A 15,041-nucleotide genomic window follows, 5' to 3' on the forward strand; every position below is an offset into this window, starting at 1 on the left:
CCAGGGCTGTGGAGTTCGGAGGTAGAGCTGGCCATACCTCCAAGTCGGCGGACAGGTCTAATGATCTAGGTTCGTCCGGCCGGTTGCCTGGTGGCATGACCACGCTGACCCTCCCACCTGCCCTCCCGGCCGCCGTCAGGACCCGCGCGGAGCCCCTCCTCTACGGAGGCTTCGCGGTCTTCGCAGCCGTGACGGCGGCGGTCACCCATCTCGGTCCCCACCGGATCTGGGGACTCTTCGCGGCTGCCGCGTACGGCCTCGCGGCGGTGTTCTGGCGAACGCGGGCGGCCGCCTGGCTGGCGTTGGGCGGTGCCGTGGTGCTCCCTCTCGCCGTCCTCGTGCTCGCGGGGCAGGGACAGCCGGAGGTGGCGGTCGTCCAGCGTTCCGGGGAGCATCTGCTGACCCACGGCACGCCCTACCTGAGCCCGGATGAGCTGGCAGGCGGCTCGTACGAGTCGTACAACCCCTACCTCCCAGGCATGGCGCTGCTCGGGCTGCCGTCGGCGATCACGGGCATCGACGCCCGGCTGGTGTTCGGCGGCGTGTTCCTCGCGCTGCTGGGGCGTCACGGCAGGATCCTCGCGGCCTCACCGCTGGTGGCGTTGCCGCTGGTGGTCGGCGGTGACGATCTGCCGGTGATCGGCCTGGTGTGCGTCGGGTTCGCGCTCGCGGTACGGGACCGGCCGGAGCTCGCGGGCCTCGCCATGGGACTCGCCGCGACGCTGAAGGCCACCGCCTGGCCCGCCGCTCTGGTCTGCCTGGCCTTGGTCGCGGCCCGGCGGAGCAAGGCGCGGCGGTACGGGGTGGTGGCCGCGGGGGTCGTCGCGCTCGGGGTCGGGGTACCGGCGCTGGTGGATCCGGCTGGGATGTTCGAGAACGTCGTCGCGTTCCCCCTCGGGCTCGCCGGCGTGGAGTCGCCCGCCGAAAGCCCGCTGCCCGGGCATCTGCTCGCCGAGACCGGCGCGTACGGGCATGCGGCCGCGGTGGCGATCCTCGGGCTGGCCGTGCTCGGCATGAGCATCTCGCTGGTCGTCCGGCCGCCCGGTGATCTCAGGGCCGCGGTCTTCCGGCTCGCCCTGGGCCTGGTGCTCGCCACCGCGCTCATGCCCGCGACCCGCGAGGGCTACCTCATCTACCCGGCCGTGCTCGTCTGCTGGGCCTACCTGAACGAGCGCCGGAAGGAGGCGGAGCTGTGCCTCGCTGCCTGATCATCACCAACGACTTCCCGCCCCGGCGCGGCGGCATCGAGACGTTCGTGTACGAGCTGGCCCGGCGGTTCCCGGCCAGGGAGGTGGTCGTCTACACGTCGGACGAGCCCGGCGCGGAGGCGTTCGACCGGGGGCTCCCGTTCCCGGTGGTCCGTGACCGTTCCCGGACGCTGCTCCCGACCCGGGCCGTCGCGCGCACCGCGCGCAGGCTGATCGCCGAGTACGGCTGCGACAGCGTGTGGTTCGGCGCGGCCGCACCGCTCGGGCTCCTTGCCGGGCAGCTCGGCGGGGTGCCGTCGGTCGCCACCACGCACGGGCACGAGGTGTGGTGGGCGAGCGTCCCGGGTGCCCGTCAGATCCTCCACAAGATCGGGGAGCGGGTGGGGACGGTCACGTATCTCACCGAATACACGCGTGCCCGCATCGCCCCCGCGCTCGGCCCGCGCGCCCATACCGCCCGGCTGGTCCCGGGCGTGGACAGCACGCGCTTCCACCCGGACGTCGACGGGACGCCGATACGCGAGCACTACGGGCTGGGCGATCGGCCTGTGATCCTCAGCGTGTCGCGGCTCGTCCCACGCAAGGGGCAAGACCAGCTGATCCGGGCCATGCCTCGCGTCCGCCGGGCGGTTCCGGGGGCGACGCTCCTGATCGTGGGGTCCGGGCCGCAGGACTTCTGGCTGCGCGGCATGGCCCCGGACGACGCGGTCGTCTTCGCGGGCGGGCTCCCGCACGACGAGCTCCCACCCTTCTACGCGGCCGCCGACGTCTTCGCGATGCCGTGCCGCAACCGGCGGCTCGGCCTGGAGACCGAGGGGCTCGGCATCGTGTTCCTGGAGGCGGCGGCCGCCGGGCTGCCGGTGCTCGCGGGAGATTCCGGCGGCGCGCCGGAGGCGGTACGGGACGGCGAGACCGGCTACGTGGTGGACGGCGGATCGGTCGCCGAGATCACCGCCCGGCTGATCGAGCTGCTCACGGCCGAGGACGGCCGGATGGGGGAGCGCGGGCGGGCCTGGGCGGAGGCCGACTGGACCTGGGACCGCTCGTACGACCGGCTGCGTGGCCTGCTCTCCCGCGCGTCGCCTACGGTCAGGGCATGACCGTCTGGCGCGCCATGGCGCGGAACCCGCTGCGGTTCCTGCTGTCGTCGTGGCCGTGGCGTTCGATCGCCTACCTGGCGACCGGGCCGCTGGTCGCGGTCGGGTGGCTGGCGGTGGTGCTGGTCGTCGGGGCCGCGGGCGTGCTGCTGGCGCCGCTGGTGGTGGGCCTCGGGCTGTTGTTGTTCGTACCGCTGACGGCGATCGGGCTGGCGGCGGTCGAACGGCGGAGGCTGCGCCTGCTGGACGCGCGGCCCGCGCCGTCCCCGCACCGCGAACCGGCCGCGCCGGGGTGGCGGCCGTGGCTGCGGCTCCGGCTGCGGGAGGCCGCGACGTGGCGGGAGTTCGGGTTCGCGCTGTTGTTCGCGCTGCTCGGCGCGGTGGACGTAGTGGTGCCGTTCGTGATCATCGTGGGGTCATCGGTGCAGGTCGGGTCGGCCTATCTGGTGGGCCATGGCGATCAGCTCCAGTACGGGCCGTACGGGACCGTCGACCAGCCTGAGGAGGCGTGGGTGGGCGTCGCCGCCGGCGTGGCGATGTTCGTGGTCGGGTTGTACGTGATGGCGGTGCTGGCCGGGGCCAGGGCGGCGCTGGCGCGGCTGCTGCTCGTCCGGCCGGTCGAGGACGAACTGGTCGCGGTGCGCGCGTCCCGCGCCCGGATGGCGGACGCGTTCGAGGCCGAACGGCGCCGGATCGAGCGGGACCTGCACGACGGCGCGCAGCAGCGCCTCACCGGCCTGATCATGACCCTGGGCCTGGCCCGGCTGGAGACGCCCTCGGAGTTGATCGACAAGGCCCAGCAGGACGCGCGGGCCGCGCTGGCCGAGTTGCGCGACCTGGTCCGGGGCATCCATCCGTCGGTGCTCACGGACCGCGGGCTGAGGGCGGCCGTGGAATCGCTGGCGGAGGGCGCGCCGGTGCCGGTGGAGGTGGACGTCGAGCTGCCCGGACGGCCGGACGAGGGGGTGGAGTCCGCCGCCTACTTCGTGATCGCCGAGGCCCTGGCCAACGTGGTCAAGCACAGCGAGGCGGACCGGGCGAGGGTGCTGGTCAGGCACCAGGGCCGGTTGCTGGTGGTGGAGGTGCGGGACGACGGCAAGGGCGGCGCCCGGGCGGGCGAGGGCAGCGGGCTCCAGGGGCTGGCCGACCGGGTGGCCGTCTACGACGGCACGCTGCGGCTCGCCAGCCCGCCCGGCGGCCCTACGATCCTGCGGGTGGAGATCCCATGCGAGTTGTGATCGCCGAGGACTCGGTGCTGCTGCGCGAGGGCCTGAGCCAGATCCTCGGCCGGTTCGAGCACGAGGTCGTCGCCGCCGTGGGCGACGCTCCCGGGCTGGCGGCCGCGGTGGCCGAGCATCTGCCCGACATCGTGGTCACCGACGTGCGCATGCCGCCCGGGTTCCGCGACGAGGGCCTCCGCGCCGCGCTCGCGCTGCGGGCCGAACGGCCGGAGCTGCCGATCCTCGTCCTGTCGCAGTACGTGGAACAGTCGTACGCCTCCGAGCTCCTCCAGACCGGCGGCGGCGTGGGCTACCTGCTCAAGGACCGGGTGGGCGAGGTGGCCGAGTTCATCGACGCGCTCGACCGCGTCGCCGCCGGAGGCACCGTCATCGACCCCGAGGTGGTCCGGCGGCTGCTCTCCCGGCGGCGCGAGCACTCGCCGCTCGAACGCCTCACCGAGCGCGAACGCGAGGTGCTCGAGCTGATGGCCGAGGGCCGGTCGAACGGCGCGATCGCCCGGCGCCTCGTCGTCTCCGAGGCGGCCGTGATCAAGCACGTGGGCTCGATCCTGGCCAAGCTCGACCTCCCGCCCGCCCCCGACGACCACCGCCGCGTGCGTGCGGTGCTGCTCTACCTGCGCGGCGAGCTCTAGCTGCCCTCGAAGGTCGGCTGTTGCTTGGCCAGGAACGCCTCGGTGGCGGCGTGGTGGTCCTTGGTCTTCTCGCACAGGTCCTGCAGCTCCGCCTCCTTCTCCAGGGAGGAGGCCAGGTCGCTGGTGGACGCGTGGTGCAGGGCCTGCTTGACGGCTCCGTACGACACGGTCGGGCCCGCGGCGAGGCGGCGCGCGAGCTCGACGGCGGCCGGCGCCAGCTCGTCGGCCGGGACCACCCGGTTGACCAGGCCGAGTTCGAGAGCCTCGGCGGCCTTCACCCGGTCTCCGAGGAGCAGCAGCTCGGCGGCCTTCGTCCAGCCCACGCGCCGCTGCAAGGTCCAGGACATGCCGCTGTCGGGTGCCAGGCCGATTGCGGTGAACGCAGTGGCGAACGAGGCCTTGTCTGAGGAGACCACCAGGTCGCAGGCCAGTGCCAGCGACGCGCCCGCGCCGGCCGCCACGCCGTTGACGGCGGCCACGACGGGCTTGGGCATCTCCGCGATGGCCTGCACGATCGGGTTGTAATGGCGGCGCACGGTGTCGTTCAGACCCTTCCCGGCCGCCAGGTTGTCACCGTGCTCGCGCAGATCCTGACCGGCGCAGAAGGCGCGGCCCGCCCCCGTGAGGATCACCGCGCGCACGGCGGTGTCGGCCGCGGCGCGTTCGAGGGCGGCGTGCAGTGCCGACTTCGTCTCGTCCGTCAGCGAGTTCATCGCGTCCGGCCGGTTGAGTGTGATTGTTGCCACACCCTCGGTGAGGTCGTACAGCACGGTCTCAGACATCGTCGTCCTCCTCGTCGCCCCGCGGGCTGGGGTCCTCCAGGCAACCTTCGACGAATCGGGAGGCCGCGGGCAAGAGGCGCGCGGCCTCGGCGTCGAAGAACCGCGCCGCGCGGGTGCCGGGCCAGCCCTCGGGCAGGACGTCTTGCGGCAGTCCCGGATCCCGGAAGAGGAACTTGCGCCACTCGTGGACCAGCCGGCTCCGCATCGCGAAGGCCTGCTCGTCGGAGAACGCCTGGTCGCGGGCCACGAGGGCATGGGCGTCGGCGAGCCACCGTTCGTACGCGCGGGCCAGGCCGTCCAGGTCCCAGGCCCGCGCCACCAGCCCGTGCGCGTCGCCCTCGTACGCGGAGTGGAACCGTTCCGCCCGGACGGATTCGGCGTCCAGGAGCGGATCGAGCTCGCTCGACGCGCGCGGGCTGATCCAGGTGTTCTCCGACAGCCGGGCGTAGCCGAGGTAACCGAGCCCCGCCGCGAGCCGGTCCCGCCGCGCCCGCTCGCGCACGCGTTCGACCACCAGCAGATGCCAGCGACCGTCCCAGGGGCCCAGGTCGCGGTAGATCCGGTGCGCGGCCTCGTCGAGCCGCCGCACCGCGCGCGGGGTCAGCGCGTACCCCGGTCCGGGCGGCAGCCGGACCGGCTCCAGCCACTCCTGGCGGACCATCCGGGAGACGGCGGTGCGCACCGCCGGAGCGGCGATCTCCAGGGCGGCCAGCAGCCGGACGAGCGCCGCTATCGGGGCCTGCCCGCCCCGCTCCCGAAGATGGTCGCCGTAGAGATCGAACAGCGCCGAACGAGCATTCATGAGTGCAGTCTCTCGATCTGGAGGCTGATCGTTACCACTTCGCGCTCGGAAGACGAGATAATGGACCACTACTGATGACGCGGATGCGACAGGCGGCCACGCGGCCAACGGTGCCCGGAGGCCCCACGCGGCCCTAGGCAGGAAGGGGATGCACGCATGGCGGCGATGAAGCCGCGGACAGGAGACGGTCCGCTCGAAGTGACCAAGGAGGGGCGCGGAATCGTCATGCGGGTCCCGCTGGAAGGCGGCGGACGCCTTGTCGTGGAGCTCTCCGCAGACGAGGCCAAGGAGCTCGGCGACGCTCTCAAGGAAGTCGTCGGCTAGCGCCTCAGCCCCGAGTTGTGGTGAAGGTCCCGGCGGAGACGCCGGGACTCTCGCCGTGTTCGCCAGCAGCCAGAGCGATGAGAGAGGCCCCCGTTCATGCCCATCGAGACCAATGTCAGCAGCGTCGGCGGCACTTTGTCCGGGGCGGCTGAGCGTCTTGGGGCCGAGGTGGTGGCCGTTCCGGTGCGTTCAGGGCCGACGGCGCCGGAGGCCGAGATCGCGTCGTTCCTGCCGTTCACCTTGGACGAGCTGCTCACGTTGAACAGCGCCAAGGGCGAGCCTGGCGAGCTCGTCTCCGCCCCTGTGCGGGTGGGCGGCCGGGTGCTGGAGCTGCTGCTGTACGGGGTGGGCGAGGCCGCTCCCGCGGACCTGCGCAAGGCGGGGGCCGCGCTCGCACGCCGCGGCAGGGGCCGGACGACGATGGCCGCTGGAGTCCCCTCGGGTGATCTCGCGGCCTTCGTCGAGGGCGCCCTGCTCGCCTCGTACACGTTCACTGTGTCCGCCCTGCCGGGAGCCGGCGGCCGGCCGCCGAAGAAGGCGCCGCTGGGCACCCTCGCGATCCTGACCGAGGCGGGCCCGGAGGCCGACGCGGCGGCCGTCGAGCGCGGCACGGTGGTGGCCCGGACGGCGGCGCTGGCCCGCGACCTGGCCAACACCCCGGCGACCGAGAAGGGGCCCTCCTGGCTCGCCGAGCGCGCCACGGAGATCGCCGCCGAGACCGGGCTCGCCGTGCGGGTGCGCGGCGAGAAGGAGCTCGCCGAGGGCGGCTTCGGCGGGCTGATCGCGGTCGGTGCGGGGTCACCCCGCCCGCCGCGCCTGATCGAGCTGTCCTACCGTCCCGAGGGCCCTTCCGAGGGGGACGAACGGCACATCGTTCTGGTGGGCAAGGGGATCACGTTCGACAGCGGCGGGCTCTCGCTCAAGCCCAACGACAACATGAAGACGATGAAGACCGACATGGCCGGCGGCGGCGTGGTCATCGCGGTCATGGGCGCCCTCCGCGCGCTGGGCGTGCGCGCCAGGGTCACCGGGCTGATCGCTGCCGCGGAGAACATGCCCTCCGGCTCCTCCATGCGTCCCGGCGACGTGATCACGCACTTCGGCGGCACGACGTCCGAGGTGCTCAACACCGACGCCGAGGGCCGGCTCGTCCTCGCCGACGCCCTGGCGTACGCCGACGCCGAGCTCGCCCCGGACGTCGTCGTCGACGTCGCCACGCTCACCGGGGCCGCGAAGGTCGCGCTCGGCCTGCGGACAGGGGCGCTCTTCGCGAACGACGACGCGCTCGCCTCCGAACTGGACGCCGCAGGCGCGGCCGCCGGTGAGCCGCTGTGGCGGCTGCCGCTGGTCGAGGACTACCGCGAGGCGATCGAGTCGGACGTGGCCGACGTGGCCAACATCGAGCGGCGCGGCTTCGGCGGCGGTTCGATCATGGCGGCGCTCTTCCTGCGCGAGTTCGTGGGCGATCGTGCCTGGGCGCACCTGGACGTCGCGGGCCCGGGCCGCGCCACGAGTGACGACGCCGAGATCACCAAGGGCGCCACCGGCTTCGGCGCCCGTCTCCTCCTCAGCTGGCTCGCCCCCGCCTCCTCCTGAGGCCGGCGAGCTCGCCGCCCCGGCGAGCTGGACTCCCGCGTATGCGGGGCCGCTTCTGAGACATGTCGCCGCGTTCCGGCCGGTTGTTGGCTTGAGACACGACGGAAGAAACGTCGTATCTCTGAGAGGAAGCCAACTCATGTTCAAGGTGCTGCAGGCAGGCTCGCTCATCGCCGCGGTGGTCACGATGGGGCTCATGGCGGGGCTCTTCGCGTCGTTCTCCTACGCGGTCATGCCGGGACTGGCCAAGGTCAACGACCGTGCGTTCATCGACTCGATGCAGCGGATCAACGTGGCGATCGTCAACGGCTGGTTCATGATCTGTTTCATGGGCGCGCTGGCGTTCGCCGGCCTTGCGGCGGCGTTGCACTGGAAGGGCGACGACCGTCCGGCGCTGCCGTGGATCATCGCCGGGTTCGTGCTCTACCTGATCGTGTTGATCATCACCTTCGCGATCAACGTGCCGCTGAACGACCGGCTCGCGGCCGCGGGAGATCCGGCCGACATCGCGGACCTGGCCGCCGTCCGCACCGCGTTCGAGGCCCGCTGGGTCACGTGGAACATCGTCCGGGCGCTGACCTCCACCGCCGCGCTGGGCTGCCTCGCCTGGGCGCTCATACTGCACGGCCGCGTCACCGGCAATGGCTGAGGTGGCCGAAATCACGAACGGAAAGTATCCGCCGCCGACCGATCCGTGATGCCGCCGGCGCCGAATAGGTGTCAAAGCCGAATAGGTGTCAAAGGGGCGCGGGTGCGCGACTGGGGGGTGAATCGATGACACGGGCTTCCGAGACGATGCACGACCTTGCCGGGGCCTACGCGCTCCACGCCCTTCCGGAGATCGAGGCGCGGCAGTTCGAAGCGCACCTCGCGGAATGCGGCACCTGTGCCCGGGAAATGCGCGGCCTGCGTGCGACGGCCGCACGCCTGGGCACCGCCGCCGCCCGGACCGCGCCGCTCCAGCTGCGGGACCGGGTGCTCACTGAGATCTCCCGGACGCCCCAGGTGCGGCCCTGGGCGGCGGGGATCCGGCGGCGCGGCGGCCGAGTGTTCCCGCCGCGGCTCCTCGCGCTGGCCGCCGCCGCATGCCTCCTGGTAGCGGTGGCCCTCGGGGTGGTCACCGTCCGCACCCAGGACCGCCTGGACCGGGTCGAGGCCCGGCAGCGCCAGGTGGAGTCGGTCCTGACGGCGCCCGACGCGCGTACGGTCACAGCCGCGGTCCGTACCGGAGGCCGGGGCACGGTCGTGGTCTCCCGGCGGGAGAACCGGGCCGTCGTGATCATGACGGGTCTGCCGGCGGCGCCACCGTCGCGGACCTACGAGCTCTGGCTGCTGGGGGCCGGGGCGCCGCGCCCCGCCGGATTGACCGACACGGGGTCCGGCCCGATCGTCGTGGACGGTATCGGCGCGGCCGCCGGTATCGGGATCACCGTCGAGCCGGAGGGCGGGTCACCGGAGCCGACGACCGATCCCGTCTTCGCCGCCGCGCTCCCGGCATGACCCTGCTCACCGGTGATGACGCAGCTCACCGGTGATGACGCAGGTCTCAGGTGATGCTGATCACTGCTTGCGGCGGTCGACGACCGGGACCGCGTGGCGGCGGCGCGCCTCGGCGACGATCTCCTTGAGCGAGGCGGTCCAGCTCGCGTCGACGGCGAAGGACCACCGGGCGGCCTCGGCGGTCGCCGGCACGTCCGGCAGGGTCAGCGCGACCAGCTGGGGCCGTTCGGCCGTACGGGCCGTTTCGAGCAGTTCGGCGGACGGCAGGAAGACCAGGTAGTCCTGCTCGCCCCGCTTGGCGTTCGTCAGGCCGCGACGGACGGCGCACATCGCGTGGATCTCCCGCCAGGGCAGCACCCGGTCGGCGCGGCGGGGCAGCGGCCAGCGGGCCGGGCGGCGCACGCCCTCGGCGTCCAGCTCCAGCACCGGACGGCGGCTGAGCAGGGTCCCGGCGGACGTGGACAACCCGGCGCCGAACAGCGCCAGCCCTGCCACCCCCAGCCCGATGAAGAGCACGCTGCCGCCGCTCATCCCGCGCATCAGGCCGCCCGCGACGAACGCCACCGAGGCGATCATCAGGATCAGGCACGCGATGATCTGGACGGCGACGCGCCAGGTCAGGCGGGCCCGGACCGGGAACGCCGGGAGGGCCTGCTCGTCCGTGCGCGCCATGGCCGGCTCAGTCGTCGCGCTTGACGGCACACAGCAGGCCGTCGCCGACCGGCAGCAGCAGCGGCACGAGGCGCTCGTCCTCGCGGACCATCCGGTTCACCTCGCGGACCGACTGTGTCTCCGGGTCGCGGTGATCGGGATCGGCCACCCGGTGGTGCCAGAGCGCGTTGTCGAACGCCACCACGCCGCCGGGCCGCAGGAGCCGGAGCGCCGCGGTCAGGTATTCGGGGTACTCCTGCTTGGCCGCGTCGCAGAAGACCATGTCGTACGCGCCGTCGGTGAGCCGTGGGAGCACCTCCAGCGCGCGGCCCACGATCATCCGCGTCCGGGAGGCGGCGAACCCGGCCTCCGCGTACGCCTGCTTGGCCAGCCGCTGGTTCTCGTGCTCGACGTCGACGCTGGTCAGCACGCCGTCCTTGCGCATGCCGCGGAGCAGCCAGATCCCGGACACACCACAGCCGGAGCCGATCTCGACGACCGTCCGCGCGTCGATCATGGCCGCGAGAAAGCGCAGCGCGGCGCCTCCCGCGGCGCCGATCGGCACCGCGCCGAACTCCTCGCCGAGATGGCGGGCGTGGATTATCGGTTCGTCTTCGGGAAGGAATTCCTCCACGTAGGCCAGGGTGGCCTGAATGGCGTCGATGGCTGCCTCCTCGCGGGACCCCCGCCTGGCTCATGCTGGAAAGACCATATCGCTGACCGGGAACCAACTCGCGTTTCGTCGCGTTCTAACTGACAGTCGGTCCACAACCGCCCCAGCCCAGGCGCGACCGTGTCGTTCCAATGCGACAGCGTGAGGCACAGAGAGGAACAACCCGGGACCATGGGAGTCGCAGCACTTACATTCAAGGGCGCTGTGGGGGTCGGCCCCAGGCAGGGGCTCGGTAACGCAGCAGCCAGGGAGAACGCTCCGGACGCGGAGTGGGCGCCGCCCTCGTGGGACGAGGTCGTCCGCGAGCACTCCGGGCGCGTCTACCGGCTCGCCTACCGACTGACGGGCAACCAGCACGACGCCGAGGATCTCACGCAGGAGGTCTTCGTCCGGGTGTTCCGTTCGCTGTCCAATTACACTCCGGGCACGTTCGAGGGCTGGTTGCACCGCATCACGACGAACCTTTTCCTCGACATGGCGCGTCGCCGCCAGCGCATTCGCTTCGAGGGACTGGGAGATGACGCCGCCGAGCGCTTGCAGGGCCGTGAACCCACGCCCGCGCAGGCGTTCGACGACCGCAATTTCGACGCCGACGTCCAGGCCGCGCTCGACGCCCTGGCCCCCGAATACCGGGCGGCCGTGGTGTTGTGCGACATCGAGGGGCTGTCGTACGAGGAGATCTCGGCGACGCTGGGCGTCAAACTGGGGACCGTGCGCAGCCGCATCCACCGGGGGAGGGCGCAGCTGCGTGCCGCGCTCGAGCACCGCGCGCCCCACCGGAGACTGCAGCCGGAGGGCGTCTAGCCGCGCCGGATGCGCGACGATTGCGTCTGACCACCACCATGGTCGGGCGTGACTGATCGGAACGACGAGGGAGCCGCGTGAGTTGTCTGGGGGAGCGTCTGACCGCTCTTGTCGACGGTGAGCTGGGCCATGAGGAGCGCGATCGCGCGCTCGCCCATCTCGCGCGTTGCGAGCGGTGCCGGACAGAGGCGGACGCGCTGCGCCGTCTCAAAGGCCGGTTGCGCGGTCTCGCCGACCTTCCGCTGATCGACGGGGACGAACCACTCCCGTCCGGTGATCTGATGTCCCGGCTGCGCGCGATGGGGGCGGGCACCGGGACGGGACCGGGCACCGGACCGGGCGAAGGGGCGCCGGGTGAAGGAGTGCCGGGCGTGAACGCGCCGGGCGAGGGCGTCGTTCCGCCGACCGGACGGCCGTCGCCGGTACGTTCGCCGCTGTTGCGGCACGGCGGGCCGCGCGAGAGATCGCCGCTCGCGTCCAGGCCACGGGACAACCGCCCAGCCGGTCGCGCCGCCGTGAGCCGGAGCGCCGGACGCGGTGCGGGCCTGGGCGCCGGGGGTGTGCTGGCGCATCGCGCGCCGCGCCGCCGTTACCTGGCCGTCGGCGCCGCCACGCTCTTCCTCGGGCTGGGCACCGCCTCCTACGTCGCCGGTGGCGAGCGCGAGGCGCCCACCGTGACCCCTGCTTTCGACCGGTTCGCGGTCGAACACGCGTTGACGTCCGGGGACGTCCCCCTCACCGATCCGGTGAACGAGGACATTCCGGTCCAGGTCTCTCCGGAGCCGTGACCTTCGGCACCGCGCACGGCGGACGGCGGGGCGCCCTGGTGGCGGGCGGCATCGTCGGCTCACTGGCGCTGGCCGCGGCGCTGGCCGGAGACGCCTGTGCCTCACGGCGGCTGCGGAGCGACCCCGAGGCCCTACGGCTGCTGCAGGCGGCGGCCGAGGCGGCCCGGCAGGTCCCGTACGAGGGCATGCAGTTCCTCACCACCTGGGGCGGCGACGGTGCCAAGACCTCCCTCGTCAAGGTGGCGCACACGCCGGGCGAGGGCACTCACTTCACCCCTGAGGCGCCGTCGCGCGGCGCGCCGCCACCGGTGCCCCGGACGGCCACGCCGCCCGGCACGGCCACGATCATGGCGGCCGGCCGCACCTTCCATCCCGACGCGTCCGCGATCAGAGGCGCGCTCACCGGCTTCACGATGGAGATGCTGGCGCTGCTGACCCGCAACTACTCGGTCGTCCGCGCCGCCGACGCCGACGTGTGCGGCCGCCGGGCCCGGGTGATCGAGGCGCGCCGGCCGGACGGCACCGCCGCCGGGCGGTTCTGGCTCGACACCGAGACGGGCCTGATGCTGCACCGTGAGCTGATCGACGACGCGGGACAGGCGGTCGCGGTCACCGGCTTCCGCGAGGTGCGGATCACCTCGCCGGGCGGTGGCGAACCCATTCACCTTCGCGGCGGCCGCTCAATGGGCGAAAGCACGCCAGAGCTCCCGTCGGCCTCTGCTGCCCTGCCCTGGCAGGACCAGCTCGCTGCCGACGAGATCAGCGCGCTGCGTGACCGTGGCTGGCGGATGCCACAGGAGCTGCCTGGCCGCCTGGCCCTCCACGACGCCCGCCGTTCGACCCCGAAGGCCGACGACTCCACCGTTCACCTCAGCTATTCCGACGGCCTGGCGGCCGTGTCGGTCTTCGTCCAGCGCGGCGGCCTGGACGAGCGTCGCTTCGCCGGATGGCAGCGGACCCAGAGCAACGGGCGCACGGTGTTCCGGCGCGACTCCCTGCAACGGTGGGCGGTCTGGTCCGGGGACGGCTACGTCTACACGGTCCTCACCGACGCGCCGGCCGGCACCGCCGACTCGGTGATCAAGGCATTCCCGGACGGCGGGACGCGCTTCTGGGGTCGGCTGGGCCGGGGTATGCGCAGACTCGGCTCATGGGCCAACCCCTTCGGCTGAGGTCTTATGCTCACCACATGCGCCGCTGGGCACGATGAGCGCGGATGATGAGAACCACTCCGTAGGAGAGATGGGGATGACGGAAGACAGCCGCGAGCCGGTCAAGGCGTCGCCGGGGGACGACCGGGTCGTCGCCGGCTACGGGGCCGAACGGGCAGAGTCCGCAGGCACGCAGGACCAGGCGGACGATCTCCAGCAGGCGGCGGCCGGTCCCCAGGCCGAGGACACGGCCGAGCCGGACACCGAGCCCGGCTGGACGGCCGAGCACGGCGCCGTCGGATCCGCGGGCGGTGACGCGGGAGGCGGCTTCGCCCCGCCGGACCCGTTCGCCAAGGACGACGTGCCGCGGGACACGCGGCCGACCGCAGTCGAGACGCCCCTCCCCGAGGGCCTCGATCCGGGCCGGCACCGTCCCGGCTTCGTACCGCACAACCAGGACCCGCGTGCCGCCGCTGAGAACATGCAGGGCACCCCGTACGGCTGGCCGCCACAGTCCAGCCACCAGCCTCCGCCGCCCGGTGCGGGCGGCCCGGTGCCGCCGCCTCCGGGAGGCCGGCCGATGGGCCCGCCGCTTCCAGGTGGCCCGCGGCCGATGGGCGCCCCCGGCGGTTTCGGGGCGCCTCCAGGCGGCCCCAACTGGGCCCCTGTTCCGCCGCCTCCCGTGCCCGTGCGCGGCGGCCCCAGCATCAGCGTGCTGGCCGTCATCGGCCTCATCATCGCCCTGGTGGCCGGCGGTGTCGGTGCGGGGGTCGCGGTCATGGCGAGCGACGACGACGGCGGCAGCGTCAGCCTCGGCGGCGGCAGCGGCTCGGGCGCGGGCCCGGCCGTGAAGAACCGCCCGCCGGACTCGATCGCCGGGATCGCCCAGAAGGTGCTGCCCAGCGTCGTCATGATCCGGGTGGAGACGCCCGGTGGGCAGGGCGGCGCGGGCACCGGCTTCATCGTCAACGGCGGCTACATCGTCACCAACAACCACGTGGTCTCCGCGGGCGGCGGGGATCCTCAAATCAAGGTCGTCTTCACCGACAAGAAGCAGCTGCCCGCCACGATCAAGGGCCGCGACCCGTCCTCGGACATCGCGGTGCTCAAGCCCGAGGGCGCGCACTCGCTGCCCGCGCTGACCATCGGCAACTCCGACGACCTCGCGGTCGGCGACCCGGTGGTCGCGATCGGCTCGCCGCTGGGCCTGCAGAGCTCGGTGACCAGCGGGATCATCAGCTCGATGAACCGCGCGGTGCCCACCCGGGGCGAGGGCGGCGGCGACGGCTCGGTCCTCAACGCCATCCAGACCGACGCGGCGATCAACCCCGGCAACTCCGGCGGGCCGCTGGTCGACCTCAAGGGCCGGGTCATCGGGATCAACACCGCCATCGCCACCCTCAACGGGGGGCAGGAGAGCGGCAGCATCGGCCTGGGCTTCGCCATCCCGATCAACCACGGCAAGCGGGTCGCCGAAGAGATCATCAGTACCGGCACCGCCAAGCGCACCCAGCTGGGCATCGGCATGGACCAGCGCTTCCCGGGCCCCGGTGTGAAGATCAGTGATACCGAGCAGAACGGGATCGTCCCGATCGTCAAGGGCGGCCCGGCCGAGCGTGCCGGTCTCAAGCCCGGCGACGTGATCACCAAGATCAACGACCAGCCGATCGAGGACCCGGCCGACCTCTCCGCGCAGATCCGCAGCAAGGCGCCCGGAGACAAGGTCAAGGTCACGTACACGCGTGGCGGTAAGGAGGCCACGGTCGAGGTCACCCTCGCCGCGGCCTGACGT

Annotated in this window: 16 protein-coding genes; 12 read left to right on the top strand and 4 right to left on the bottom strand. The window is 72.8% G+C overall.

Translation table 11 applies throughout. The annotated features are described in order from the left end of the window. Positions 1 to 95 precede the first annotated feature (95 nt). Genes F8566_RS42325 through F8566_RS42340 form a run of 4 tightly spaced genes read left to right on the top strand, consistent with a single transcriptional unit; the run spans position 96 to position 4,178 of the window. A complete protein-coding gene (locus F8566_RS42325) occupies positions 96 to 1,208 on the top strand; it encodes a glycosyltransferase family 87 protein (RefSeq protein ID WP_151568735.1) in 1,113 nt (370 codons plus the stop codon). After that, entirely contained in the window at positions 1,193 to 2,308 is a 1,116-nt protein-coding gene (locus F8566_RS42330) for a glycosyltransferase family 4 protein (protein ID WP_151568738.1), read from the top strand. Before F8566_RS42325 ends, F8566_RS42330 begins: the two co-directional genes overlap by 16 nt. Continuing rightward, entirely contained in the window at positions 2,305 to 3,543 is a 1,239-nt protein-coding gene (locus F8566_RS42335; RefSeq protein WP_225994020.1) for a sensor histidine kinase, read from the top strand. The genes F8566_RS42330 and F8566_RS42335 overlap by 4 nt, the downstream gene beginning before the upstream one ends. Then, positions 3,531 to 4,178 carry a response regulator transcription factor gene (locus F8566_RS42340; protein WP_192810144.1) on the top strand — a complete coding sequence of 216 codons (648 nt, stop codon included), beginning with the start codon at positions 3,531 to 3,533 and terminating at the stop codon, positions 4,176 to 4,178. The genes F8566_RS42335 and F8566_RS42340 overlap by 13 nt, the downstream gene beginning before the upstream one ends. Here the strand turns inward: F8566_RS42340 and F8566_RS42345 are convergent. Further along, a complete protein-coding gene (locus F8566_RS42345) occupies positions 4,175 to 4,960 on the bottom strand; it encodes an enoyl-CoA hydratase-related protein (RefSeq protein ID WP_151568740.1) in 786 nt (261 codons plus the stop codon). The two genes, F8566_RS42340 and F8566_RS42345, sit on opposite strands and share 4 nt — an antisense overlap. Beyond that, entirely contained in the window at positions 4,953 to 5,762 is an 810-nt protein-coding gene (locus tag F8566_RS42350) for a PaaX family transcriptional regulator (protein ID WP_151568742.1), read from the bottom strand. Before F8566_RS42350 ends, F8566_RS42345 begins: the two co-directional genes overlap by 8 nt. A gap of 156 nt (positions 5,763 to 5,918) precedes the next feature. Between F8566_RS42350 and F8566_RS42355 the strand changes: the two genes are divergently transcribed. The 4 genes from F8566_RS42355 (at position 5,919) to F8566_RS42370 (ending at position 9,182) form a co-directional block, all read left to right on the top strand. Beyond that, on the top strand, positions 5,919 to 6,086 hold the full coding sequence (locus F8566_RS42355) for a DUF3117 domain-containing protein (protein WP_151568744.1): 168 nt from the start codon (positions 5,919 to 5,921) through the stop codon (positions 6,084 to 6,086). Between the two features lie 96 nt (positions 6,087 to 6,182). Continuing rightward, positions 6,183 to 7,682 (top strand): leucyl aminopeptidase, encoded by a 1,500-nt coding sequence (locus F8566_RS42360; RefSeq protein ID WP_151568746.1) that lies wholly within the window; start codon positions 6,183 to 6,185, stop codon positions 7,680 to 7,682. A 139-nt stretch (positions 7,683 to 7,821) separates the two neighbouring features. After that, complete coding sequence (locus F8566_RS42365; RefSeq protein WP_151568748.1) at positions 7,822 to 8,331, top strand: anthrone oxygenase family protein; 510 nt, start codon at positions 7,822 to 7,824, stop codon at positions 8,329 to 8,331. Between the two features lie 125 nt (positions 8,332 to 8,456). Then, positions 8,457 to 9,182 (top strand): anti-sigma factor, encoded by a 726-nt coding sequence (locus F8566_RS42370; RefSeq protein ID WP_151568750.1) that lies wholly within the window; start codon positions 8,457 to 8,459, stop codon positions 9,180 to 9,182. 60 nt (positions 9,183 to 9,242) lie between these two features. Here F8566_RS42370 and F8566_RS42375 read toward each other — a convergent pair whose 3' ends face one another. Together F8566_RS42375 and F8566_RS42380 are read right to left on the bottom strand one after the other, a co-directional pair. After that, positions 9,243 to 9,854, bottom strand: coding sequence for a hypothetical protein (locus F8566_RS42375; RefSeq protein WP_151568752.1), 612 nt, complete (start codon positions 9,852 to 9,854; stop codon positions 9,243 to 9,245). Between the two features lie 7 nt (positions 9,855 to 9,861). Continuing rightward, positions 9,862 to 10,467: an O-methyltransferase gene (locus tag F8566_RS42380; protein ID WP_151568754.1), complete on the bottom strand. Its 606-nt coding sequence runs from the start codon at positions 10,465 to 10,467 to the stop codon at positions 9,862 to 9,864. Between the two features lie 210 nt (positions 10,468 to 10,677). Between F8566_RS42380 and sigE the strand changes: the two genes are divergently transcribed. The 4 genes from sigE to F8566_RS42400 all read left to right on the top strand — a co-directional run bounded on the left by sigE (position 10,678) and on the right by F8566_RS42400 (position 15,038). Then, positions 10,678 to 11,310: an RNA polymerase sigma factor SigE gene (gene sigE / locus F8566_RS42385; RefSeq protein ID WP_225994021.1), complete on the top strand. Its 633-nt coding sequence runs from the start codon at positions 10,678 to 10,680 to the stop codon at positions 11,308 to 11,310. A 77-nt stretch (positions 11,311 to 11,387) separates the two neighbouring features. After that, positions 11,388 to 12,098, top strand: a complete 711-nt coding sequence (locus F8566_RS42390) for an anti-sigma factor family protein (protein ID WP_151568756.1) — start codon at positions 11,388 to 11,390, stop codon at positions 12,096 to 12,098. Continuing rightward, positions 12,095 to 13,270: a MucB/RseB C-terminal domain-containing protein gene (locus F8566_RS42395; RefSeq protein ID WP_151568758.1), complete on the top strand. Its 1,176-nt coding sequence runs from the start codon at positions 12,095 to 12,097 to the stop codon at positions 13,268 to 13,270. The genes F8566_RS42390 and F8566_RS42395 overlap by 4 nt, the downstream gene beginning before the upstream one ends. A gap of 76 nt (positions 13,271 to 13,346) precedes the next feature. Beyond that, positions 13,347 to 15,038, top strand: coding sequence for a S1C family serine protease (locus F8566_RS42400; RefSeq protein ID WP_151568760.1), 1,692 nt, complete (start codon positions 13,347 to 13,349; stop codon positions 15,036 to 15,038). The last annotated feature ends 3 nt before the right edge of the window (positions 15,039 to 15,041 follow it).

The sequence above is a fragment of the Actinomadura rudentiformis genome (assembly GCF_008923185.1).
In the GTDB taxonomy this organism is placed as follows: Bacteria; Actinomycetota; Actinomycetes; order Streptosporangiales; family Streptosporangiaceae; genus Spirillospora; species Spirillospora rudentiformis.